The sequence below is a fragment of the Pseudomonas petroselini genome, from assembly GCF_045037875.1.
Classification (GTDB): domain Bacteria; phylum Pseudomonadota; class Gammaproteobacteria; order Pseudomonadales; family Pseudomonadaceae; genus Aquipseudomonas; species Aquipseudomonas petroselini.
In genome coordinates this window covers 4,079,092-4,101,473 of sequence record NZ_CP173614.1, presented here as the reverse complement: position 1 = coordinate 4,101,473, position 22,382 = coordinate 4,079,092, and the positions used below count along the sequence as shown (strand labels likewise).

At 57.2% G+C, this 22,382-nt stretch carries 19 protein-coding genes and 5 pseudogenes; 14 read left to right on the top strand and 10 right to left on the bottom strand.

Annotation, left to right across the window (positions count from 1 at the left end; genetic code table 11):
* Positions 1 to 8 precede the first annotated feature (8 nt).
* The 5 genes from uxuA to ACI512_RS18870 all read left to right on the top strand — a co-directional run bounded on the left by uxuA (position 9) and on the right by ACI512_RS18870 (position 4,444).
* Complete coding sequence (gene uxuA, locus ACI512_RS18890) at positions 9 to 1,184, top strand: mannonate dehydratase (protein WP_231810256.1); 1,176 nt, start codon at positions 9 to 11, stop codon at positions 1,182 to 1,184.
* Positions 1,185 to 1,385: 201 nt separating this feature from the next.
* Positions 1,386 to 2,507, top strand: a complete 1,122-nt coding sequence (locus tag ACI512_RS18885) for a Re/Si-specific NAD(P)(+) transhydrogenase subunit alpha (RefSeq protein ID WP_231830614.1) — start codon at positions 1,386 to 1,388, stop codon at positions 2,505 to 2,507.
* A gap of 15 nt (positions 2,508 to 2,522) precedes the next feature.
* On the top strand, positions 2,523 to 2,846 hold the full coding sequence (locus ACI512_RS18880; RefSeq protein ID WP_003187010.1) for an NAD(P) transhydrogenase subunit alpha: 324 nt from the start codon (positions 2,523 to 2,525) through the stop codon (positions 2,844 to 2,846).
* A complete protein-coding gene (locus tag ACI512_RS18875; RefSeq protein ID WP_231808898.1) occupies positions 2,846 to 4,282 on the top strand; it encodes an NAD(P)(+) transhydrogenase (Re/Si-specific) subunit beta in 1,437 nt (478 codons plus the stop codon). Before ACI512_RS18880 ends, ACI512_RS18875 begins: the two co-directional genes overlap by 1 nt.
* A complete protein-coding gene (locus ACI512_RS18870) occupies positions 4,283 to 4,444 on the top strand; it encodes a mannonate dehydratase (RefSeq protein ID WP_337993716.1) in 162 nt (53 codons plus the stop codon).
* Between the two features lie 42 nt (positions 4,445 to 4,486).
* Here ACI512_RS18870 and ACI512_RS18865 read toward each other — a convergent pair whose 3' ends face one another.
* From ACI512_RS18865 to ACI512_RS18835, 7 genes and pseudogenes are all read right to left on the bottom strand, one after another.
* A complete protein-coding gene (locus tag ACI512_RS18865; RefSeq protein WP_231808901.1) occupies positions 4,487 to 5,215 on the bottom strand; it encodes a FadR/GntR family transcriptional regulator in 729 nt (242 codons plus the stop codon).
* Between the two features lie 63 nt (positions 5,216 to 5,278).
* Positions 5,279 to 6,805, bottom strand: a complete 1,527-nt coding sequence (locus ACI512_RS18860) for a UxaA family hydrolase (RefSeq protein ID WP_231808897.1) — start codon at positions 6,803 to 6,805, stop codon at positions 5,279 to 5,281.
* Between the two features lie 10 nt (positions 6,806 to 6,815).
* A complete protein-coding gene (locus ACI512_RS18855) occupies positions 6,816 to 7,826 on the bottom strand; it encodes a zinc-binding alcohol dehydrogenase family protein (RefSeq protein ID WP_231808896.1) in 1,011 nt (336 codons plus the stop codon).
* 321 nt (positions 7,827 to 8,147) lie between these two features.
* Positions 8,148 to 8,709: pseudogene (locus ACI512_RS18850) on the bottom strand (IS5 family transposase); the annotation flags it as partial.
* Between the two features lie 147 nt (positions 8,710 to 8,856).
* Entirely contained in the window at positions 8,857 to 10,131 is a 1,275-nt protein-coding gene (locus ACI512_RS18845) for an outer membrane protein transport protein (protein ID WP_405121267.1), read from the bottom strand.
* Between the two features lie 466 nt (positions 10,132 to 10,597).
* Positions 10,598 to 11,275, bottom strand: coding sequence for a Crp/Fnr family transcriptional regulator (locus ACI512_RS18840; RefSeq protein ID WP_231808895.1), 678 nt, complete (start codon positions 11,273 to 11,275; stop codon positions 10,598 to 10,600).
* A gap of 61 nt (positions 11,276 to 11,336) precedes the next feature.
* Entirely contained in the window at positions 11,337 to 12,185 is an 849-nt protein-coding gene (locus tag ACI512_RS18835) for an SDR family oxidoreductase (protein WP_231808894.1), read from the bottom strand.
* A 316-nt stretch (positions 12,186 to 12,501) separates the two neighbouring features.
* Here ACI512_RS18835 and ACI512_RS18830 point away from each other — a divergent pair, with 316 nt between their 5' ends.
* The 4 genes from ACI512_RS18830 to ACI512_RS18815 all read left to right on the top strand — a co-directional run bounded on the left by ACI512_RS18830 (position 12,502) and on the right by ACI512_RS18815 (position 17,687).
* On the top strand, positions 12,502 to 13,476 hold the full coding sequence (locus ACI512_RS18830) for an enoyl-CoA hydratase/isomerase family protein (protein WP_231808893.1): 975 nt from the start codon (positions 12,502 to 12,504) through the stop codon (positions 13,474 to 13,476).
* The gene (locus ACI512_RS18825; RefSeq protein ID WP_231808892.1) at positions 13,473 to 14,399 is read left to right on the top strand and encodes an alpha/beta hydrolase; all 927 of its coding nucleotides are present in this window, start codon (positions 13,473 to 13,475) and stop codon (positions 14,397 to 14,399) included. The genes ACI512_RS18830 and ACI512_RS18825 overlap by 4 nt, the downstream gene beginning before the upstream one ends.
* Positions 14,400 to 14,467: 68 nt before the next feature.
* The gene (locus tag ACI512_RS18820; protein WP_231808891.1) at positions 14,468 to 15,898 is read left to right on the top strand and encodes a class I adenylate-forming enzyme family protein; all 1,431 of its coding nucleotides are present in this window, start codon (positions 14,468 to 14,470) and stop codon (positions 15,896 to 15,898) included.
* Positions 15,899 to 15,959: 61 nt separating this feature from the next.
* Entirely contained in the window at positions 15,960 to 17,687 is a 1,728-nt protein-coding gene (locus tag ACI512_RS18815) for a GMC oxidoreductase (protein WP_231808890.1), read from the top strand.
* A gap of 125 nt (positions 17,688 to 17,812) precedes the next feature.
* On the opposite strand, the gene ACI512_RS18810 is transcribed toward ACI512_RS18815, so the two are convergent.
* Positions 17,813 to 18,235, bottom strand: coding sequence for a TetR-like C-terminal domain-containing protein (locus tag ACI512_RS18810; RefSeq protein ID WP_405121897.1), 423 nt, complete (start codon positions 18,233 to 18,235; stop codon positions 17,813 to 17,815).
* A gap of 460 nt (positions 18,236 to 18,695) precedes the next feature.
* Positions 18,696 to 19,049 (bottom strand): hypothetical protein, encoded by a 354-nt coding sequence (locus ACI512_RS18805; RefSeq protein ID WP_231808889.1) that lies wholly within the window; start codon positions 19,047 to 19,049, stop codon positions 18,696 to 18,698.
* Positions 19,050 to 19,204: 155 nt separating this feature from the next.
* On the opposite strand from ACI512_RS18805, the gene ACI512_RS18800 reads away from it, so the two are divergent.
* From ACI512_RS18800 to ACI512_RS18780, 5 genes and pseudogenes are all read left to right on the top strand, one after another.
* Positions 19,205 to 19,660, top strand: coding sequence for a DUF2147 domain-containing protein (locus tag ACI512_RS18800; RefSeq protein ID WP_231808888.1), 456 nt, complete (start codon positions 19,205 to 19,207; stop codon positions 19,658 to 19,660).
* Between the two features lie 9 nt (positions 19,661 to 19,669).
* The gene (locus ACI512_RS18795) at positions 19,670 to 20,671 is read left to right on the top strand and encodes an NADP-dependent oxidoreductase (RefSeq protein WP_231808887.1); all 1,002 of its coding nucleotides are present in this window, start codon (positions 19,670 to 19,672) and stop codon (positions 20,669 to 20,671) included.
* A gap of 18 nt (positions 20,672 to 20,689) precedes the next feature.
* Positions 20,690 to 20,836, top strand: a pseudogene (locus ACI512_RS18790) (carboxymuconolactone decarboxylase family protein); the annotation flags it as partial.
* Positions 20,837 to 20,854: 18 nt separating this feature from the next.
* Positions 20,855 to 21,064, top strand: a pseudogene (locus ACI512_RS18785) (hypothetical protein); the annotation flags it as partial.
* A gap of 26 nt (positions 21,065 to 21,090) precedes the next feature.
* Positions 21,091 to 21,249 (top strand): annotated as a pseudogene (locus ACI512_RS18780) (cupin domain-containing protein); the annotation flags it as partial.
* 760 nt (positions 21,250 to 22,009) lie between these two features.
* Here the strand turns inward: ACI512_RS18780 and ACI512_RS18775 are convergent.
* Positions 22,010 to 22,219 (bottom strand): annotated as a pseudogene (locus tag ACI512_RS18775) (hypothetical protein).
* Positions 22,220 to 22,382: the final 163 nt, after the last annotated feature.

The window sequence follows — 22,382 nt, the reverse complement described above, 5'->3', positions numbered from 1 at the left end:
AGAAAAACATGGAACAGACATGGCGTTGGTTTGGCCCCAAAGACCCGATCTCCCTGGCGGACGTCCGCCAAACCGGTGCGACCGGCATCGTCACCGCGCTGCACGACATTGCCAATGGCGAAGTCTGGCCGGTAGAGGCCATCGCGGCGCGCAAACAGATGATAGAAGCCGCGGGCTTGAGCTGGTCGGTGGTGGAAAGCATTCCGGTGCACGAGGACATCAAGCGCGGCTGCGGGCGGCGTGACGAGTACATCGCCAACTACCAGCAAAGCGTGCGCAATCTGGCGAGCTGCGGCATCGATATCGTGTGCTACAACTTCATGCCGGTGTTGGACTGGACCCGCACTGACCTGGCCTGGAAGTTGGCGGATGGCGGTTGGGCTCTGCGTTTCGATCAAACCGCGTTTGCGGCGTTCGACCTGTTCATCCTCCAGCGCCCAGGTGCGCAAGCCGAATACAGCGCCGAGGACACCCAGCAGGCCAAGACTTACTTCGAGCAACTGACGCCGGCCCAGAGCGAAACCTTGGTCAACACCTTGATCGCCGGTTTGCCCGGCGCCGAGGAGCATTACAGCCTGGAAGACTTCCGGGCCTTGCTACGCACCTACGCGGACATCGACGAAACCAGGCTGCGTGAACACCTGGGGTATTTTTTGCGTGCGGTGGTGCCGGTTGCCGAGGCAGTGGGCGTGCGCATGGCGATTCACCCGGACGATCCACCCCGGGCGCTGCTCGGCTTGCCGCGCATCCTGTCCACGGCCGAAGACGCCCAATGGTTGCTGGATGCCGCCCCAAGCCCAGCCAATGGCCTGACGTTCTGCACCGGCTCCTATGGCGTACGCGAAGACAACGATCTGGTGGCGATGGCCAAGCAATTTGCGCCGTTCATCTACTTCACCCACCTGCGTTCCACCCGGCGTGAGGCTGACCCGCGCAGTTTCCACGAAGCCCACCACCTGGACGGCGACGTCGACATGGTCGGGGTCATCGGAGCCCTGGTGGCAGAAGAGCACCGACGTGAGCGCGAAGGTGGCCCGCGCCTGCCGCTGCGCCCGGACCATGGGCACCAACTGCTCGACGATCAGCACCGTAAAAGCAACCCCGGCTATTCGCTGATCGGTCGCCTCAAGGGCCTGGCGGAAATCCGTGGTGTGGAGTTGGCGGTGCGTCAACAGCTGGGTTGATGGCTTAAAACCTGAGCCAGTAGCCAGCGGGCAATCCGTTGGCTACTGGCGCTGCCCTGTGGCAGTGATTTTTTCTGCGGCATCAAATGGGGATAGCGTTACTCGTTTGAAGTGAGTAACCACATCCTGCCCCTCATTTACAGGGGCTTTTTTTTGTCTCTTTTACACGATGATTATGTGATTCATTATCAGGAGTTTGACGTGCACATTGGTGTTCCTCTCGAAACCCAGACCGGTGAAACGCGGGTTGCTGCAACCCCGGAAACCATCAAGAAGCTGATCGGCCAGGGTCATAAAATCACTGTGCAAAGCGGCGCCGGCATTAACGCCAGCGTTGTCGACAGTGCTTATGAAGCGGCAGGCGCAACCATTGGCAGCGCCAACGATGCGTTTGGTGCCGAGCTGATTCTCAAGGTGGTCGCACCCAGCGACAGCGAACTCGCTCTGATCAAGAGCGGCACCGTTGTGGTGGGCATGCTCAACCCGTTCAGCAATGAAACCATCGCCAAGCTGGCCGAGTGCGGAATCACCGCGTTTGCGCTGGAAGCCGCGCCACGCACCTCCCGCGCCCAGAGCCTGGATGTGCTGTCTTCGCAAGCCAACATCGCCGGCTATAAAGCCGTGTTGCTGGCCGCTCACCATTACCCTCGCTTCATGCCGATGCTGATGACCGCTGCGGGCACCGTGAAAGCGGCGCGCGTGCTGATTCTTGGCGCCGGGGTAGCCGGTTTGCAGGCGATCGCTACGGCGAAACGTCTGGGTGCGGTGATCGAAGCATCTGATGTGCGACCTGCGGTTAAAGAGCAGATCGAATCCCTCGGCGCCAAGTTCGTCGACGTGCCTTATGAGACCGATGAAGAGCGCGAATGCGCCGTCGGTGTCGGCGGTTACGCACGTCCAATGCCGGCGAGCTGGATGCAGCGTCAGGCCCTGGCCGTGCACGAGCGCGCCAAGCAGGCTGACATTGTCATCACCACGGCACTGATTCCGGGCCGCAAGGCACCGACGCTGTTGAGCGCGGAAACCGTGGCGCAGATGAAGCCAGGCTCGGTGGTCATCGACCTTGCCGCAGCTCAGGGCGGCAACTGCCCGCTGACCGTGGCCGATCAGGTTGTGGTCGAGAATGGCGTGACCATTTGCGGTCCTACCAATCTGGCCGGCGCAGTCGCGGCAGACGCTTCCGCCCTGTACGCACGCAACCTGCTGGACTTCCTGAAGCTGGTCTTCAACAAAGAAGGCCAGTTCGAAGTGAACCTAGAAGACGACATCGTCGCCGCGTGCCTGATGTGCCGCGACGGCCAAGTCATCCGCAAAAACGCCTAAGCAGGGATTCAGACGATGGAAGAGCTTATCTCCCCCGGTATCTACAACCTGATCATCTTCGTGCTGGCGATTTATGTCGGTTATCACGTGGTCTGGAACGTTACACCTGCGCTGCACACGCCGTTGATGGCGGTCACCAACGCCATTTCGGCGATCGTGATTGTCGGCGCCATGCTCGCCGCGGCGCTGACCGTTACGCCACTGGGTAAAACCATGGGCACGCTGGCCGTGGCCCTGGCGGCAGTGAACGTATTCGGTGGCTTCCTGGTGACCCGCAGGATGCTTGAGATGTTCAAGAAAAAAGCCCCGAAAGCCGTAAAAGAAGAGGCGCCTAAGTAATGAGCATGAACCTCGTAACGACGCTCTACTTGATCGCGTCCATCTGCTTCATCCAGGCCCTGAAAGGCCTGTCGCACCCGACCACGTCGCGTCGCGGCAATCTGTACGGCATGCTCGGCATGGCGTTGGCGATCCTCACCACCGTGGGCCTCATCTATAAGCTGGGCGCTGAGCTGGCCACCGCCGGAATCGGTTACGTTATCGTCGGCCTGTTGGTCGGCGGCACCGCCGGCTCGATCATGGCCAAACGCGTTGAAATGACCAAGATGCCGGAACTGGTCGCCTTCATGCACAGCATGATCGGTATGGCCGCGGTGTTCATCGCGATCGCCGCTGTTGTTGAGCCGCAATCGCTGGGCATCGTCAAGCAATTGGGTGATTCGATTCCTGCGGGCAACCGTCTGGAGCTGTTCCTGGGTGCTGCCATCGGTGCAATCACCTTCTCCGGTTCGGTGATCGCGTTCGGCAAGCTCTCGGGCAAGTACAAGTTCCGCCTGTTCCAGGGTGCACCGGTACAGTTCGGCGGCCAGCACAAGCTGAACCTGCTGCTGGGTCTGGCGACACTGGCGCTGGGCATCACCTTCATGCTGACCGGCAACCTCGGCGCCTTCGCCCTGATGCTGGCCCTGGCCTTCGTGCTGGGCGTGCTGATCATCATCCCGATTGGCGGTGCCGACATGCCAGTGGTGGTGTCGATGCTCAACAGTTACTCGGGCTGGGCGGCGGCCGGTATCGGTTTCTCGCTGAACAACTCGATGCTGATAATTGCAGGTTCCTTGGTCGGTTCGTCCGGTGCGATCCTCTCGTACATTATGTGCAAGGCGATGAACCGTTCGTTCTTCAACGTCCTGCTCGGCGGCTTCGGCAACAGTGCCGACGCTGGCGGCCCGGCCGGTTCGCAAGAAGCTCGTCCGGTGAAATCCGGTTCGGCTGACGACGCGACCTTCCTGCTGACCAACGCCGACACCGTGATCATCGTTCCGGGCTACGGCCTGGCGGTAGCCCGGGCGCAACACGCGCTGAAGGAATTGACCGAGAAGCTGACGCACCGCGGTGTGACCGTGAAGTACGCGATCCACCCGGTTGCCGGTCGGATGCCCGGCCACATGAACGTACTGCTGGCCGAGGCCGAAGTGCCGTACGACCAGGTGTTCGAGATGGAAGACATCAACTCCGAATTCGGCCAGGCCGACGTAGTGCTGGTGCTCGGCGCCAACGACGTGGTCAACCCGGCGGCGAAGAACGACCCCAAGTCGCCGATCGCCGGAATGCCGATTCTCGAGGCCTTCAAGGCCAAGACCATCATCGTCAACAAGCGTTCGATGGCCAGCGGCTACGCCGGTCTGGACAACGAGCTGTTCTACCTGGACAAGACCATGATGGTGTTCGGCGACGCGAAGAAAGTCATCGAAGACATGGTCAAGGCTGTCGAATAAATGCCGAGCGGACACGCTTTACTGATGCATGCGGATCATGGGCACCAATTGCGCGTTGATCAGCACTGTAAAAGCAATACCGGCTATTCGCTGATCGGTCGCCCCAAGGGCCTGGCGGAAATCCGTGGCGTGGCATTTGCGGTGTTTAAACAGCTGGGTTGATGGTTTCAAGCTTGAGCAAGTAGCCAGCGGGCAATCCGTTGGCTACTTGCGCCGCCCAGTGGCATTTACTTCTTCTGGTTCCAGCGCTTCCAGCCAACGATTTTCTGAACTGCTTAAATGCTGGCGCATTGACGTTTGTGCGCCGAGCACGTCTTTGTTCGCCACCGCGCGAAGTATCGCTTCATGCTCGATGACCGCCGCCTCCCAGGTCAAAGCGTTCTCCGAGTGTTTGCTGAGGTGCGCCGAAATAGGGTTGTGCCGTTCGTCAAAGAGTCCGGTGATGATTCGGACCAGGGCGGAGTTGCCACTCATTTTCGCCAGGCGATGGTGAAATTTGCGGTCGTCCTCCAGGGGCGGCAAGCCGTTTTTAATGGAGGCACGCATGGCATCAATGCAGTCCTGAAGATAGCGATAGTCGCTTTTTTTGCCATGTAAACAGGCCAGGATTACCGACTCACCTTCGATCAAGGCACGGGCTTGCATAAGTTCCGAGGGGCTCTCGCCGAGGGTGACGGTTTTGTTTTTTCCGTCCACGGCCAGGGCCCGCACATACACGCCGGAGCCCATCTTGATTTCAACACCGCCTTCTATTTCCAGGGCAATGAGCGCCTCGCGAAGCGAGGGTCTGGAAACACCCAGCAGTTGCGTCAAATCGCGCTCGGGGGGCAGCCTGGAGCCGGGTTTGAAATCCCCCTGCACGATATAATCCCGAAGTTGGTCGGCGATTTTTTGGTACGGCTTGCGCTCGGGAGAGGTTGTCGGTGAGGCCATCGGTACGGGGTCCATCGGATAGTCTGCGAAGGCTACCACAGCCATAGCGAGTGACTCTGGGTTTCACATCACCGCGCCCATCTGCCAAGGCAAAAACTCGTTGTCGCCCAAGCCGTTTTCTTCACTGCAGGTGGGGCGTCCGGAAGCGGTGTCCAGCATCAATTGGAACAGCCGCTCACCGGCCTCAGCCACCGATTCCACACCCTCGACAATACCTCCGGCATTGAAGTCCATATCCAGCTGCATGCGCTGGAACAGGCGGGTGTTGGTGGCGATCTTTAAGGAGGGGGTGGGTTTGCAGCCGTAGGTCGAGCCACGGCCGGTGGTAAAGCAAATGATATTCGCGCCTCCCGCCACCTGGCCGGTGGCCGACACGGGGTCGTAGCCAGGCGTGTCCATGAACACCAGCCCTTGGGTATCGATAGTTTCAGCGTAGTGGTAAACGCCCATTAACCCGGTAGTCCCGGCTTTGGCCACGGCGCCGAGGGATTTTTCCAGAATGGTGGTGATGCCGCCGGCCTTGTTGCCCGGCGAGGGGTTGTTGTTCATGTCACCGTCGTTGTGGCGCACATAGGCTTCCCACCAGCGGATCCGCGCCATCAATTTTGCCGAAATATCGGCTGATGCGGCGCGTGCCGTCAACAGGTGTTCGGCGCCATAGATTTCTGGCGTTTCCGAAAGAATTGCGCTGCCGCCATGCCGCACAAGCAGGTCTACCGCCGCCCCGAGTGCTGGGTTCGCGGTAATGCCTGAGTAACCATCCGAGCCGCCGCATTGCAACCCCACGCTTAGATGGCTGGCCGCAACGGTGGTACGCCGGAAACTGTTGATGATGGGCAGCATGTCTTCGATATGAGCGATGCCGCGTTGTACCGCTTCGCGAGTGCCGCCCGTCTCTTGAATCGCAAGGCTGGCCTTGAGCATGGTCGGGCGCTCCCCAAGCTCATCCATCAGCGGGGTCAGCTGGTTGACCTCACAGCCCAGGCCGATCAACAGCACACCGGCGAAGTTGGCGTGATCCGCATAGCCGCGCAAGGTGCGTTTGAGGATCTCGATGCCTTCACCTTTGGCCCCCATGCCACAGCCGCTGCCATGAGTAATGGCGACTACGCCATCGACGTTAGGGAAGTCTTTCAGGCGCTCGGGAGGGAAGGCATTGGCGATGTGTTTGCAGACAGTTGCCGAGCAGTTGACGCTGGAAATAACACCGATGTAGTTACGTGTGCCGACCCGGCCATCCGCGCGGACAAACCCTTCGAATGTCGCCGGTTCACGGTTGAATACGGTGGCTGCATAGCGGTTCTGCACGCTGTGTTCGGAGTTGGTCGTGGGCATGTCCAGGTTGTGTACGTGGACGTAGTCGCCGGGTTCGATGCCTTGGGTTGCCAGGCCTATGGTCTGCCCATACTTGAGTACCTGTTGGCCTGCCGGCAGCGCGCGCAGGGCGATCTTGTGCCCGGACGGAATCTGCTGTCGGGCGACCAGCGCGATACCGTCGGCGCTGAGGTGTTGTCCTGCGGCGATATCGCCTCGGGCCACGGCGACATCGTCACCGGGTGTCAAAACAAGCAACGCATGCGTATCGCTCATCACGCTTCTCCTAACACTCGATGATTGCTTTGACGACGCCTTGTTTTGGGTCGAGCAAGGTGGTGAACGAGCTGGGAACATCGCTGAGCGTCAGTCGGTGGGTATTGAGGGCTGCTTCCGGAATCAATCCGTTGCGCAAGCATTCTTCTACATGTCGGAAGTCTTCCTGGGTGGCGTTGCGGCTGCCCATCAACGTGGCTTCACGCTTGTGAAACTCAGGGTCGGAGAAGGTGATGGAGTCCCGAACCACCGAAATCATCACATAGGTGCCACCGTGCGCGATGAACTCGAACCCGCGCTCCATGGCCCGGGCATTGCCGGTGGCATCAAACACCACGTCGAAAAAATCACCGTCGGTGAGTTCCGCCAGCTTCTCTTTGTCTGCTTCGCCGATTTTCACCGCCGCGTGAATTTTCAGGTGTTGCTTACAGAACGCCAGGCGGTCGTCACGGGTATCCAGAACGGTGACGTTCGCACCACGCAGACTGGCGAAGATCGCCGCTGCCATGCCAATCGGGCCGGTGCCGACCACCAGCACGCGTTTATCCGCCTGGACATTTGAGCGACGTACCGCGTGAGCACCGATGGACAGAAATTCAATCATCGCTGCCTGATCAAGGGACACACCCATGGCCTTGTGGACGAATTCGTGGGGAATGCTCAGGTATTCGGTGAAGGCGCCGTCGCAGTGAACCCCCAGCACTTGAATGCGGGTGCAGCAGTTGGTCTTGCCTTGGCGGCAGGCGATGCATGTCCCGCAGGAAAGATAGGGCATCACGTAGACGACATCGCCAATGTTGAGCTCGCTGGCGTTGTCAGTTTCTTCTACAACCCCGGAGAACTCATGGCCCATCACGCGCGGGTATTCGAGGTAGGGCTGATTGCCGGTGAAAATGTGCAGGTCGGTGCCGCAGACCCCGACGCGCTTGATGCGGATTAGGATCTCTCCTGGCTTTCTGAGCGGTTTTTCACTCTCGACGGCGGTTAACGAACCGGGTTCGTTACAGATGACAGTCAGCATGTTGAGGCTCCTTGGCTGGCGCGCGGGCGACGGATGTCGAACAGCGGGAGAGGGCACCGAGCGCCCGGGTGACGGGGAATCTACACATACCGGTGATCTCTTTTTGTTGTTGGCGGACAGGTGCCCGCTCGAATGATCAGGGCTCAAAAGCTACGCGCCGAATAAGATATTGGCAAGACCAGTTTGTTTATAAATAAATTGGACCGACCAATTTTTTGGGTTTCTGGGGTCGGTTTTGTCTTCCACGCCACGCACGATGAGGTGAGGGGTAAACGGACAAATGAGAGGATTTTTTGCCTTCTCAGCCGCGCGGTGAGGTGGCTAGGCTCTGTACGAAAAGAGATGTCGCAAACACCGCATGGAACACGCCAGTGAAACCATGGCGGCATAGCTTTTCGCGAGCTTGTCTAAGCGCGTCACGATTCGGTGGTTCTCCTTCAACCACCCGAACATGCGCTCGATGATGTTGCGCTGTCGATATTTAGGCCGATCAAACAGCCTCGGCAAGCCAGGTTTGGGTTTGCGCTTCATCGAGCGCATCGGGATGACAGGCTGCATTCGATATTGGTCGCAGTAATGGCGCAGTGCTTTGGCGTCGTAGCCTTTGTCGGCAAGTAACCATTTGCAGCGTTTGCGCGGACGGCCACGGTGACATGTGGGAATGCTGACATCATCCAGCAGTGGTTGGGCGTAGCTGATGTCACTGGCTTGACCGCCAGAGAGAAGAAAACGCAACGGCGTGCCGTTGGCGTCGCAGAGCATATGGATCTTGGTGGTCAGGCCACCGCGACTGCGGCCTAGAGCGTGATCGGCAGGCTCGTCAGACCACCTTATTCCCGGCGCCAGATGAGGCTCGGGTTGCACGTACAGCCGTGGAGTCGATCCATCACAGAATTCCTTTCCGTTGATGGCGGGGGACTCTACAAAATCTCAGCGGCTGAGGGGCGACGATTGGGTTTCTCGGGATTTCTGCTGACATGGGTTTGCTCTTCAACAGCGAACCCATGTCGGATAGAGCTTTGTGCTGGCCTCAAAAACGATACGTCAGTTGCGCCACCAGGCCGTTGGCGCTGTTCTCGTATTTGGCGCTATAGGCTGGCTGGAGTCCGGAGGTGTTGGGCTGGCTAACCGAGCTGCTGTTCTCCCACAAGTAGGCGTAGGCGAGGTCGACGGTGAGATCCGCGTTGGGTGAGTAGCCCGCGCCCAGGGTCAGGGCTCGGCGATTGCCCACAGGAATGCGCACTTCCCGGTCTGAGTTGGTGGTCGGTGACGGATCATAAGCGAAGCCCGCCCGCAGTACCCACTGCTTATCTAGCTGATAGGAAGCACCCACTGCCACCGACAAGGTGTCGTGCCAGTTCAGCTCTTCGCCAATGGTATTGAAACCGAGCTGCTGACCGAGCGGTGGTACCCCTTTATTTTTCGCTTCGAGCTTCGACAGATGGCTCCAGCGCGTCCAGGTTGAGCCCAGGTAACCGGTCCAACGCTCGTTGAAGCGATGAGTGAAAGAGGTATTCACCGACTCAGGTAGAGTCACATCCAAAGAGGTCTTGTACTTGCCGTTCAGGCCAAATGCGCCCGGAGAATCGCTCACTTCGGTGTGACCTGTGAGGTGATAGTCGACCTTGGAGTGGTAAGTAATGCCCCAAGTGGTAGCGTCACTCAGATCGACCATCAGACCAATGTTGTAGCCGAGCGCGGTATCGTCGCCCTTGATCTTGATACGGGTGTCCCTGCCGGCATTCAGCGCGCCGGTGGCCAGATCGTTGCGCAGATCGCCTTCTATGTAATTAATGGTTGGGCCACCGCCGACGGTGACGCGCTCGTTGATACGATAAGCGAGCGTCGGCTGCAAGGTGATCACCTGTACCTTGCTGTAGCTGCCGTGATAGCGGCCCTGGAAGTTGCGCTCATAATCGTTGACCAGTCCCTGGGGGACATAAACGCCCATGCCGAAGGTGAAGTCCTGATTGATCGGCGTAGAGAAGTAGCCGAAAGGCACCGTAACCAGTGGCACCGAATCACCTTTGTTGCTCCCCGAGGTGCTGCTCTGGGCGTCACTGATATTGACTTTGGCACTGACTATCGCAAAACCGCCACTGACCTCGGTGCGTTTGAGCTTGCTCAGGCCGGCGGGGTTGCCATAGACAGTGCTGGCGTCCAGCGCCGTTGAGGCGCGGCCGGCATAGGCAGTACCGGCGCCGCTGGCGCTTTGCTCGTTGACGGCCAGTCCATTGGCAACAGCGGTGGCGGAAAGCGCGCAGGCGGTCAGTGCGAAAGTGCTTTGGAGAATAATCTTGTTCACTGCTTTTACTCCGAACAGGGTGACAGGGTGGCTCATCACCGCTTTGAGGCGATCACGTTTTCCGTCATGCACAGATGTAAGGAAGCGGATCTGGTGTTACCAATGAGGGCTGATCTTCATGCCGCTCCAGGCTGGCGCAAGGGCTTCCAGATCAGCGATGACGGCATGAGCCGTCCCGGCAGACTGCGGGCAACGGTTCCACCAAAAGGACTTTGCTTGTCGAGTTCGGGAGCTGTGTGGATGAACTGGCGATCATTGATAGGGTCAGCAAATGTGCTGATCCGATCACGTCCGCTGTGCGATGAGACATCAGTGGGGCGGGGGAAGAAGAGAAATTGACGAGCATTGGTGCATACATAAGCGATCTCCGGTAGCGCCTGGTTTATTGTTATGGCAATGGCGCTTACGGAGTTGATGGTAGGATGCGTTATTGGGGGGAAACGTCTTCCAGATTACATTGTGTAAGCTATTTTTCGTTCGAGCGGTGATGCTCTCGAACGTAACGATTCAGCCCTGGCAGGTCCTTGATAATGATCTTGCCGTAGAGCGGCTCTATCAGCCCCAGCCCTCTCAGTTCGTTGACCACTCGATTGACGCTTTGGCGTGTGCTTCCAACCATCTGGCCTATATCTACCTGAGAAAGCATTAAGTCGATCCCTTGATCAGAAGGCTTCTGCATGTCACTGAGTTGAGCGAAACGAGACGCGATTCTTGCCGCGACCGGCAAAGTCAGTATCTCCTCGATGAGCTGAAGTGCTCCCCGTAAGCGCCGATTAATCTGGCAACCGAGCGCCGTTTCCACCTCGTGGTGCTGCTCCCTCAGCAGTTTCAAGTCCGCCGCCGACCAGACTCTCAATCTGGTTTCCCCCCGCGTAGTCAGCGTGACGGGGGAGGGTTCATCATCAGTCACGGGAGCATCGGCAACGATGTCGCCAGGTCCATATACGTAGAGCAGAACTTCCTGACCATCTTCGGTGAGGATGCATTTACGGATAGCCCCGGAAACAATCTGGAAAATTTCCGTTACCCGATCACCGTTTTGATAAAGGATCTTCGAATCGGCGACGGTTCTTGGATGAGCACAGCGTAGAACGCTATCCCGGACTTGAGGGCTCAGTTCATCGATCCAGTTGAAGCCTTTCATTTTGGGTGCAGCTCCCGCTGTGGCATGTGTATCGGGATCCTGTGGCAAGCGATGCGATGCGTTAACGCGCAAGGCGCTGAACGATCCAGCGGGTGAGGGCCGGTGGCGCGAGGCGCGTAGCGAACGCCAGGAGTCCGGCTTGCAGGCCGACAGTCCAATGGGTCTTGTGGATACGTCGTTTTGCTGTGGCGCAAGCCCATACCGTTGATGCGACGTCGTGAGGCGTGAGTCGAATGCCGAGGGATTTGGCGCTGGGAATTCGGCCGTAATCATCTGCCATTGCAGTCTTTACAAAGCTCGGCCAGATATCGCTCACGCGGATATCGAATTTCCTCCATTCGAGGTCGAGTCCTTCGGTGAATCCGCGCACGGCGAACTTGCTTGCCGAGTACGTTGCAAGTTCGGGCTGGCCATAGATTGCAGTGGCTGAAGCCATGTTTATCACATGGGCGCGGGGCGTCCCTTGCAGATACCAGAAGGCGCTGTGGCAGCCTGTGATCATCCCTTGGACGTTCACACCAAGCATGGCGTGGTGCCTGGCAAGCGGAATCGTTTCAAACTGTCCCGCGGCGAGAATTCCGGCGTTGTTGAGCAATACGTCGAGCCGTTGACCGCTTCGCTTCCAGAAATCTGCGAGTGCCTGCTCCCACGCTTCGGGGTCGCTCACGTCAAGCGCACCGGAGACGGTGTTGCCCGTCCCCAAGGTCGCGGCGACCGCCGCGGCCCCCTCGGCATCGACATCATATAAACCAACGAACCAGCCGCGTCGCGCGAACAGCTCGGCGCAGGCGCGACCGATCCCGGAAGCAGCGCCCGTCACGAGAATTGCTGGCCGCCACTCGGGCAGAGAGGATCCAGCCGAATGCGGCTCTGCTTGAGAGCTCTGTACCACCGTAATGTGCGGCTTCATTTTATTTGTCTCCTTCACATGAACTGGAAATTCGGGATTCAAGGGGCGACCTGACGACAACGTGCAGCACTTGAATATGCTCGTACCTGCCTCCTGTCCCCGTAGCCATGCCCTCGAGGCTTGGGTTTTCAGTCGTGGGGATGAGCGACCAGAGCAGATATTGCGACAATAATATAACGGTGTTATGTTTGGCAAATAACAGTGTTATTTGTTTTGCTCAGCGGTGGGTGCCCGAGCTGAACCGATGGCTGTTAGAGGTGGAATTTACCGATGGAGCGCGCCGGCACATCGCGCTTATCACCAGAGGATTTGAGAGATGACGAAGACGCATACGCCGCCCGAACACCTGAATGTCGAACCTCGTGGCTCTGTGTTGATTGCACGGCTGGATGGAGGCCCCCACGGGCTGATGGGGTTGGACATGGCCAATGAGCTTGCCACTCTATTGGATAAGGTGGAGTCCGATACCACCGTCCAGGCCGTGGTGCTGACCGGTGCTCACCCCGAGCGCTTTATCGGTCATGCAGACGTTCGCTGGTTGCAGGAAGGCGGAAAGAGTATTCCTGCGGTCGGGCGCACTACCTCGTCGGCAATTGCCCGGACCGCAAAAACTGTTCGCGGCATTCCGCCCTTGGCAGCCGTTGCGTCTTTGACGCCACTGGGAGGAGGGATGCAGTTGGACAAGCTGCACGACACCTTTTTGCGGATGAACCGCAGCGGCGTCATTTTCGTTGCAGCTTTGAATGGGTCTGCCCTGGGGCTTGGCAGCGAACTCGCACTGGCTTGCGACGTCCGTCTGATGGCGGATGGCGACTTCTTCATAGGTCAGCCTGAGATACTTCTTGGAATCCTTCCCGGTGGCGGTGGCTCTCAGCGATTACCGCGGCTGGTCGGTGCCCATCGAGCCCTGATGTTGATGCTTGAAGGTCGGCCGGTGTCGCCAAAGAAAGCGCTGGAAATTGGTTATATCGATGAAGTGGTCGCTGCGGATGCGCTGCTTGATCGAGCGGTTGAACAAGCCCGTTATCTAGGCTCCCGACCCAGGGGGGCTATAGAGGCAATCAAGCGAGCCGTGTACTTCGGTGGCTCATCCACCCTCGATGAGGGTTTGCATATGGAGCGCACCGAATTCATCAAGATTGCGCCAACCGATACGGCGCAATCGCTGATGGTCGAATACCTTGAACGCACTGCCCGCGACGGTGACCTGCCGCTCTACACCCCGGCTGTTTTCGAGCAGACCCTTGAGCAAGGCTTCTTTCCTCTACAACACGGAGGGAACAAGAAATGAATCAGGTGTCACCGCTTCCCTATCAATTCACTCGTCAGGATATCCGCTTTTATTCGGGCGAAACCTATTGTTCGGCCTGGCTTTACCTTCCGGTTGGAGTAGAGAAACCGCCGGTAGTGGTACTCGGTCATGGCTTGGGTGCGATTCGTGAGATGCGCCTTGATGCCTTTTCCGAGCGCTTCGCCGCCGCAGGGATTGCGACCTTGGCCTTCACCTATCGCTATTTTGGTGATAGCGGTGGTCAGCCCAGGCAGTTGATGTCCGTGTCGCGCCAACTGGAGGATTGGGACGCCGCGTTGAAGTTCGTCAAAGGTTGTCCTGATGTCGACGGGAGCCGGGCCGCAGTATGGGGAAGTTCGTTTGGCGGTGGTCATGCGATCACGGTGGCCAGCCGGCATCCCGAGTTGTTGGCTGCCATCAGCCAGTGCCCCTTCACCGACGGTCTGGCCTCTGCCGCCGCACTGGGTTTTAAGGGCACGCTGCAAGTGACACCGGTCATTCTGCGCGACTGGATAGCCAGGTTGCTGGGGCGGCCGCCCGTGATGGTGCCGATCGCGGCAGCGCCTGGTCAGCCAGCCTTGATGAATGCTCATGACGCCTTGCCGGGCTATATGGCACTGATGCCGAAGGGCGTGGCATTCGTCAATCACGTTGCGGCGCGGGTGCTTCCGGAAATTGTGACTTATCGGCCCGGACGTTCTGCCGTCAAGGTGAAGTTTCCCATCCTGTTTTGTGTCAGCACCACTGACACCGTCACACCGCCCGAGCAAACGATCGCCTTGGTGCGCAAGGCGCCGCATGGAGAAACCAAGCTCTATCGCGCGGGGCATTTCGAGTTTTACATGGGTGCCGCGTTCGAGGAGTTGGTATCGGATCAGATCCAATTCCTGACAAAACACCTACTGGGTTCTTTAGCCGTCTGATTCAAGCATTTCCGTCATTTTCAGAGAGAACAAAAATAATGTGCTTTTCCAGACTTTCAGATTCTCGCATGGCATCAGCGCCTGAGGCGCCGTGCATCGCGGATGACAACAGTAGCCTGACTAACCGGCAATTCCATTCCAGAGTCCTCGCCGCAGCAGGCGTATTCGCGGATGCGGGGATCGGTGTCGCAGATGTCGTCGCCATCATGCTGCCTAACCAAATGGAATTCGTAATAGCCATGTTCGCCGCCTGGCGCCTGGGTGCAGCGGTCACGCCTATAAATCCGAACCTCACCAGCAAGGAAGCAACCCACCAATTGCTTGATTCGGGGGCGAAGCTGCTCATCAATATCAATGGCGAAGTGGTGCTCCCAAGCGTGCAGTCTATGCCAGTGACTGATCTGGAAGCGGCAGAACCTTACACCGGTATTCCGTTCGAAGATCCAGCCGCACTGGCACTGTTGATCTATACCAGCGGCACTACCGGTCTGCCGAAGGGTGTGATGCTCGATCACGCCAATATCGAGGCCATGTCGGAAATGGGGCGTCTTTCGCTCAAGGTCACGGCAGCAGACCATTGCTTGTTGATCCTGCCGCTGTTTCATGTGAATGGCATTGTCGTGAGTACCCTTATTCCGCTCTCAAGCGGAGGTCGCGTCACCATTCGCAAGCGTTTTAACGTCGAAACGTTTTTTGAGGATGTCGAGTGGCTTCGCCCCACGTACTTCTCCGCCGTGCCAACCATCTACGCGATGCTCAACGGGCTACCTAACGAGGTCCAGCCTTTTACCTCTAGTCTCAGGTATGGCATTTGCGGCGCGGCGCCGGCATCGGCGCAGCTGCTTAAAAAGTTCGAAGCTCGTTTCGGCTTTCCTTTACTTGAGGGGTATGGTCTGTCCGAGGGCACTTGCGCTTCAACCATTAACCCCTTCGACGGGCTACGCAAGGTCGGTACTGTCGGTCTCCCTTTCATCGGGCAAAAAATTGCAATCGCCGATTCCAGCGGCGTGCATCTGCCGCAAGGTGCAATTGGCGAGGTGCTGGTGCAAGGCCCTAACGTTATGCGTGGTTACCTTGGAAAACCTGAAGAAACAGCGAAGACCGTCATCGATGGCTGGTTGCACACTGGTGACATTGGACAGGTCGACGAGGATGGTTACCTGTCCATAGTCGGGCGCCTTAAAGAGATGATCATTCGCGGTGGCGAGAACATTTACCCGAAGGAAATCGAAGACGCGCTGTTCGAGTTTCCAGGCATTCTCGAAGCAGCAGTGATCGGTGCGCCGCATGAAACCTTCGGAGAAGTTGTTGTTGCCTATATCGCGTTGCGTACGGGAGTCACTGCTACCCGGGACGAGTTGGAGGAGCATTGCATCGACCGACTGACGCGATACAAAAGACCTTCCACGATCAACATCATTGATAGCTTGCCAAAGAATGCCGTGGGCAAGGTCGACAAGCTGAAGTTGCGGAAAATGTGGACCGAGTGGGTCGACTGACCGGCAATTCACTGGTGGACATCAAGACGACAAGTAGTTGCCACGTAGAAGGGGACACCCTATGAAAAACACCGACTTCGACTGGCTGGTGATCGGATCGGGATTTGGCGGCAGCGTCTCGGCGCTGCGCCTTGTGGAAAAGGGCTATCGCGTCGGAGTACTTGAGCGTGGCCGACGCTATCGCGACGAAGACCTTCCCAAGTCAGCCTGGCAGTTCAACAAATACCTATGGGCACCCGCGCTGGGTTTGAAGGGCATCATGCGCATGTCGCTGTTTCGCCATGTCTTTTTTCCCAGTCAGTCGGGAGTCGGTGGCGGCAGTACCGTGTATGGCGGTGTGTTGTACCGGGCCAAAAAAGAGTTCTTCGAGAACGTGCAGTGGCGCGAACTCGGTCACTGGGCGGATGTGCTGCGGCCTCACTACGATACGGCTGAGCGCATGCTGGGGGTAAAGACTGTGCCTTTTGATTCGACGAACCAGCAACTGGCCCGAGAGATGGCGCAGCACTTCGCAACCGAAGACTCATTTACTCGTGCTCCCACCGGTGTGTTTTTTGGCGAGCCGGGCAAGACCGTCAAGGACCCCTATTTCGGAGGGGAAGGGCCTGACCGTACGGGGTGTATACGCTGCGGCGCCTGTATGGTGGGGTGCCGCGTCGGTGCTGTGAACTCGCTGGTGAAAAATTATCTGTGGTTCGCAGAGAAGCGCGGCGTGCAGATATTGGCAGAGCGCGAGGTCGTCGATGTGAGCCCGATCGGGGCCGCCGACGGCAGTGAAGGCTATCGTGTGACCACCCAACGTCCCGGCACCTGGTTCATCCGTGCTCGCCAGACCTTTACCGCTCGCGGGGTGATCTTTGCCGGCGGGGCTCTGGGCACTAACGAATTATTGGCCAACTGCAAGCACGGCGGTTCACTGCCCCGGGTCAGCGATCGCCTCGGCGAGCTGGTGCGCACTAACAGCGAATCGGTTTTGAACGTGCGCCTGCCCGAGGACCGCAATACCTGGAACGATGTCACCGCCAGCAGCAGTGTGCATGTCGATCAGGATACCCACATCGAGTTTCTCACCTACGGGCGTAACGCCGACTTCCTGAGCTTGCTGTGCACGCTGCTGGTTGGTAAAGGCAACCGTGTGACGCGGCCGTTGAAATGGCTGGGGAATATCGTGCTGCACCCCGTGCAATGGCTCAAGTCACTGTGGCCGTTGGGCTGGAGTCGACACATGGTGATGCTGTTGGTGATGCAGACATTAGACAATGCGATCGCCCTGCGCCCGAAGAAGCGTTGGCTAGGCCGCGGCTACCGTCTCGTCACCAGGCAGAACCGCAACAGGCCAAACCCGACGTACATCGAGATGGGTAATCAGGCGGCTCAGTGGTTGGCCAAGCATACCGGCGGCATTGCCCAAAGCAACGTGCTGGAAGCGCTGGGTAACATTCCGACCACCGCCCATGTGCTGGGTGGTGCCGTGATCGGTGCCGATGCCAAAAGTGGTGTGATTGATCGGAACCTGCACGTTTTTGGCTACCAGAACATGTTGGTTTGTGACGGGGCCGCGATGCCTGCAAATCCTGGAGTGAATCCTGCACTGACCATCACGGCACTCGCTGAATACGCCATGGCACAGATTCCAGAGGCTCAACAGAGTGAGAAAGAAGTTGCTCATGATGAAAATGAAGTAGCTCATGAGCGAGGTGAGGAGGTAGTGAGACAACCCAATGTCCCATCCAGTCGTTCCGATTCGGTGCGCGTACCTTCGATACAGATTCCGATCCACCTCCACTAAGGATCGTCCTGCGGCAACATGGCCGGTTCTTTCTCTGATGGATGAACCGGCCGACAAGTCGTGCAAGGGGATTGCCGGTTTCAGTGGCGTACACCGAAGCACACGCCGTTATCTATCGGCGTTTTTCAAGAGTCTGGCAGGCTTTTCCACCCAGCGATTACGGCCGCAGTGGAGGACTCCACTCTGTCGCGCTTTGCTCCCAGACCGACAACGATGTTATTGCAGCTCGCTACCAGTATCTGCGAAGCAGGATCGGCTACGTTCGCGAAGTGGCCCGCGAGCTCGAGCATGATGAATCCATGAGCGGCACTCCATAGCTGGAGTGCTATGAGCGCTGGATCAATTTTGCGGACGCATTTTGCATCTACCAAGCGAGCACACGCGCTGATCAGAATTACGTATGTGGCCTTGAATGCCGCCGATTGTCCATCAACGATGGGGGTCCCTGCTCCTCGTGAGGGGCTGTATCTGCCGTCAATCGAAAGACCGAACATCAAGTCGTACAGGTGAGGATTACTTCGCGCTAGGTCTCGGCATGCGAGGAGCATCGCGCACAGATCGGCTACGGGGTCATCCGTAATGGGGACACGCTCGAAGCCAACAGCCAGCCGTTTAAATCCCTCGTCGGCGACTGCCTGGAGAAGTTCTGGCACTCCACCGAAGTGCGTATAAACCCCCATGGTAGACAGGCCGGCTTCGCTCGACACTGAACGCGCCTTGACTTCGGATGGTCCGCTGGTCGCAAGCACACGGATGGTCGCTTCGACGAGGCGGGCGGGAGCATTTGGGAGTGAGTTGTCATAGGTCATGTTGCAATAATGCCATAACGGCGTTATGTTAATCAAATAACAGCGTTATATTGCTGGGGAGTCCGGATGACGCCGAAGACCTGATGGGTGCCTGGCTTAAGCCAGCTATCAAATCCATGCCATGGACTTCTTGGTCCCGGCCAAATGGCAAAACGAAAAAGGCGCTACACCTGGTCCACCTACAACGAAAAACAACACTTTAGGATCTTTTAATGCAAATCAACTTCAGAACGCTCGCAATCCTGATCTCGCTGCTCTTCTTTGCGTTGGCTTTCACCTGGATGTTTGCCCCAGGTTTTGTGTTGGCAAGCTGGGGGGTCGACTTGTCTAACTCCACCGGGTTGGTCGGACGCCGCGCGGCAGCGTTATATGCAGGAATCGGAGTCATGTTCTTTTCGGTAAGAAATGCAGAGCCTTCCTCGACGCGCTCATCTCTGGTTGCAGGCTTTATCGTCATCTGCTCGATACTTTCCGCTCTTGGGATATTGGAATTTGCTACCGGGAATGCAGGGTCCGGAATCTTGTCCGCAGTGGTCATCGAGGTCGCGCTCATTTTCGCGCTCCTTTACGCCTCGCGAACCTCAAAAAGCGACCTTTAAAACAGGAGGTAAAATCCGGTAGCCAGCAGCGAGGACACGATCGATTTTCACAGTCTGAGAATGGTATCAAATCGTCATTTAGATACTTTCAATTATGAGGATTTAAGCAATGCGTACTCTGTACAAAGCGAGTGTTCTGGGGCTCATCTTGTCAGCAGTCATGTCACCGGCACTGTGGGCAGACGAAAATTCGCCTGTTGGTCTGTGGCAGAACATTGATGACGTCAGCGGTAAGCCGCGAGCGTTGGTCCGAATCACTGAGTCCGATGGCACTCTTCGGGGCAATATCGAAAAAGTGTTTCCCGCGCCTAATGAAGACCAGAATCCCAAATGCAAGAAGTGCGAAGGCGTGAACAAGGACGCACCGGTGGTTGGCTTGACTATTTTGACCGGCTTGCGAAAGGACGGTGAAGAATACACTGGTGGCCAAATCCTCGACCCGGATAACGGTAAGGTCTACAGCAGCAAAGTTCAGCTGACTGACGGCGGTAAAAAGCTCAACGTGCGCGGCTACATTGGTGTACCGGTGCTGGGGCGCTCACAAACCTGGGTACGCCAGGAATAAGGAAACACGATGAAAGCATTCATTATCGATCGCTATGGGAAAAAGGTTTCGTTGCGGGCTAGCGAAGTGCCGGAACCTGCACTGGGTCAAAATGACGTTTTAGTTGAGATCCATGCCGCCAGCATCAATCCACTGGACTCTAAAATCAGGGACGGTGAGTTCAAAATGATTCTGCCTTATCGCTTACCGCTGATTATGGGTAATGATCTGGCCGGAGTGGTCGTAAAGGTCGGATCGCGGGTACAGAAATTCAAGCCCGGTGACGAGGTCTATGCCCGGCCGGATGATGATCGTATTGGTGCTTTCGCGGAGTTCATTGCGATCAAGGAGGACTCGGTAGCGATCAAACCGAAAACGCTCACAATGGAGGAGGCTGCCTCAATTCCCCTGGTTGGTCTGACTTCCTGGCAAGCCCTGGTGGAAAAAGGCAACCTGAAAAAAGAGCAAAAAGTCCTGATCCATGCTGGCTCCGGCGGTGTGGGGACATTTGCCATTCAGTTGGCAAAGCATCTAGGGGCAAGCGTTGCAACGACAACCAGCACCGCGAATATCGAACTGGTGAAAAGTCTTGGCGCGGATATTGTCATCGACTATAAGAAGGATGACTTCGAGAAAACCCTGCGTGGTTATGATGTAGTGCTGAATAGCTTGGGCTCCGATACGCTCGAAAAATCCTTAAGGGTTCTGAAACCGGGTGGCAGGCTCATTTCGATTTCCGGTCCACCTGATCTCGACTACGCAAAAAGTGCTGGTTTGTCCGGGTTCCTGAAGCTGGTCATGCGCCTGTTGAGCTTTGGCATCAGGAAAAAAGCCAAACGTCAGCAAGCGAGCTACTCATTTCTGTTCATGCGCGCGAGTGGCGAGCAGTTACGCAACATCACTGCACTCATTGATTCTGGATTCATCCGCCCGGTTATAGACAAGGTCTTTCCATTCGAATCGACCCAGGAAGCTTTGGCTTATGTTGACGCGGGTCGAGCAAAGGGCAAGGTCGTCGTCAAGGTAAAGTAGGGGAGGTGATGATTTGGCGTGCACACCAAGAAGGCTGTCGAGCATAGCGCAACCCGAGGCGAGATTGCAGAAGCACTAGGCGTTGCTATCGCGCTCAATGCAGGTGCTGCACTGGTGTATTCGGCGAGAGTCTTGGAAGCACGTGCTCAACTGTCCGCTGCTTGAGAAGCGACACCGGCGGCGGTGATCTCCGTCGTCCAATTCCTGCATTTAATTAACTGGAGAACAGCTGTGTTCGTTAATGCAGACCTCATCCAGCGCGCTGTTGTCGCTGCTTATGTCTACCACTGGGTGGGATTGCCACAGCCGGGCGTTGAGCGAGTCATGTTAGATCAAGTCGGCCGCGAAAAAGCTCGTGCGACGAGTATCGTTCGTTTCTCAGCCGATTCCAGCTTTGCCCCCCCCACCTACACCTTGGTGGAGAGGAAATCCTCGTCCTGTCCGGCACTTTTGTGGACGATCACGGCAGCTACCCAGCGGGCCGATATCTGCGCAGTCCTCCAGGTTCTAACCATGCGCGTTCCATCCCTAACGGCGCGGTCATTTTCGTGAAGCTTGGGCAGATGTCTACGGATTAGCGGAGCAAGGTGCGAATCGACACTCAACGGTCAGAGGCATGGCAGCAGGCAGGCGACCGCGAGGTCTGTCCGTTGTATGGGTGTGAATCCAAGTCCGTTCGCCTGGTGCGCTTATCTGAGGGTGCTCTGATATTCAATGCTGCCGTTGAGAACGCCGAAGTCCTGGTCTTGTCTGGAGGATTGTTCGAAGCCGGACGGCATTACGAAGCTGGCAGTTGGCTGCGTTTTCCTCCGGGAGAATACCCGCAGCAGCATGCGTCGACAGAGGGATGCACTATCTACTTCAGAGATGGGTACCTGATTGGTCTCTCAAGCAAGGCATTACCATGAACCAGGCTCGCCTCGCGATCATCGGTGGCGGCATCAGCGGGCTATGACAAACTCAGCTTCTGAATTAGTCTGGGAATCTCCCATCCTCTCCTGAATTGCGGCCTTCGCCAGATGGTGTCGCTTTTCTTCACGGCCTGTCCCACTTCGACGAACGCTGACGAAAGTTGGGCCGGGGTGATCGGTTCGAGCTGACGAGACTCGTTGATAGATCTCATCTAATACTCGATGGAGCTTCGCATCATGATGCGTGTGCCGAGAGCGACGTCCGTCAGAACTTGACAGACCTCGGGGCGGTGAGAAGGGCAGTTGTGCTCAAATTGCTCTGCATCCGAGCCACCGCTTGCCCCTAGCTAAGCTGTGGTGTTGTGACATCAATGAGAAGGCCTCTCCTTCGGGTCGATGAGGCCCGGCTAGCCTAGCAAGAGACTACTCACTCAGGCGTTACTAGCGCCGCTAACGTCATGTTGATGAACTCTTCATTCTTGCTGATCGTTGCCAGTGCCCCATGCACATTGCCTCTAACCTCACTAGCGGCACGCTTTTCGATCTACAACGTCAGTTCCATGATCGCGGCTTCGAGGGCTAGCTGGTTCTAATTAATCTTAAAGAGCGGGGAAGGTAGTAAGTCAGCATTCGATATCGCGTTTCCTTCATGAAAAAGGACAGCGTAGCAGGGCGAGTGCTATTCCGATTCAACCCGCTTTGTGCTTGAGAAATCCGCTCCCTAATAGAAAAACAGGTATCCGAGCATATCCGAATTTGTCAGTATTTAAGCGACGCCAACAATTAGGGCTCTTGCGGGC

What these genes read in the sequence shown, in the direction of transcription:
- ACI512_RS18860 (WP_231808897.1), bottom strand. Translation starts at nt 6,805, where the DNA reads ATGAGCGATACGCATGCGTTGCTTGTTTTGACACCCGGTGACGATGTC.
- ACI512_RS18820 (WP_231808891.1), top strand. Translation starts at nt 14,468, where the DNA reads ATGGCATCAGCGCCTGAGGCGCCGTGCATCGCGGATGACAACAGTAGC.
- ACI512_RS18855 (WP_231808896.1), bottom strand. Translation starts at nt 7,826, where the DNA reads ATGCTGACTGTCATCTGTAACGAACCCGGTTCGTTAACCGCCGTCGAG.
- ACI512_RS18875 (WP_231808898.1), top strand. Translation starts at nt 2,846, where the DNA reads ATGAGCATGAACCTCGTAACGACGCTCTACTTGATCGCGTCCATCTGC.
- ACI512_RS18865 (WP_231808901.1), bottom strand. Translation starts at nt 5,215, where the DNA reads ATGGCCTCACCGACAACCTCTCCCGAGCGCAAGCCGTACCAAAAAATC.
- ACI512_RS18805 (WP_231808889.1), bottom strand. Translation starts at nt 19,049, where the DNA reads ATGAGCGCGACCTCGATGACCACTGCGGACAAGATTCCGGACCCTGCA.
- uxuA (WP_231810256.1), top strand. Translation starts at nt 9, where the DNA reads ATGGAACAGACATGGCGTTGGTTTGGCCCCAAAGACCCGATCTCCCTG.
- ACI512_RS18830 (WP_231808893.1), top strand. Translation starts at nt 12,502, where the DNA reads ATGACGAAGACGCATACGCCGCCCGAACACCTGAATGTCGAACCTCGT.
- ACI512_RS18800 (WP_231808888.1), top strand. Translation starts at nt 19,205, where the DNA reads ATGCGTACTCTGTACAAAGCGAGTGTTCTGGGGCTCATCTTGTCAGCA.
- ACI512_RS18840 (WP_231808895.1), bottom strand. Translation starts at nt 11,275, where the DNA reads ATGAAAGGCTTCAACTGGATCGATGAACTGAGCCCTCAAGTCCGGGAT.
- ACI512_RS18835 (WP_231808894.1), bottom strand. Translation starts at nt 12,185, where the DNA reads ATGAAGCCGCACATTACGGTGGTACAGAGCTCTCAAGCAGAGCCGCAT.
- ACI512_RS18810 (WP_405121897.1), bottom strand. Translation starts at nt 18,235, where the DNA reads ATGCTCCTCGCATGCCGAGACCTAGCGCGAAGTAATCCTCACCTGTAC.
- ACI512_RS18795 (WP_231808887.1), top strand. Translation starts at nt 19,670, where the DNA reads ATGAAAGCATTCATTATCGATCGCTATGGGAAAAAGGTTTCGTTGCGG.
- ACI512_RS18815 (WP_231808890.1), top strand. Translation starts at nt 15,960, where the DNA reads ATGAAAAACACCGACTTCGACTGGCTGGTGATCGGATCGGGATTTGGC.
- ACI512_RS18870 (WP_337993716.1), top strand. Translation starts at nt 4,283, where the DNA reads ATGCCGAGCGGACACGCTTTACTGATGCATGCGGATCATGGGCACCAA.
- ACI512_RS18825 (WP_231808892.1), top strand. Translation starts at nt 13,473, where the DNA reads ATGAATCAGGTGTCACCGCTTCCCTATCAATTCACTCGTCAGGATATC.
- ACI512_RS18880 (WP_003187010.1), top strand. Translation starts at nt 2,523, where the DNA reads ATGGAAGAGCTTATCTCCCCCGGTATCTACAACCTGATCATCTTCGTG.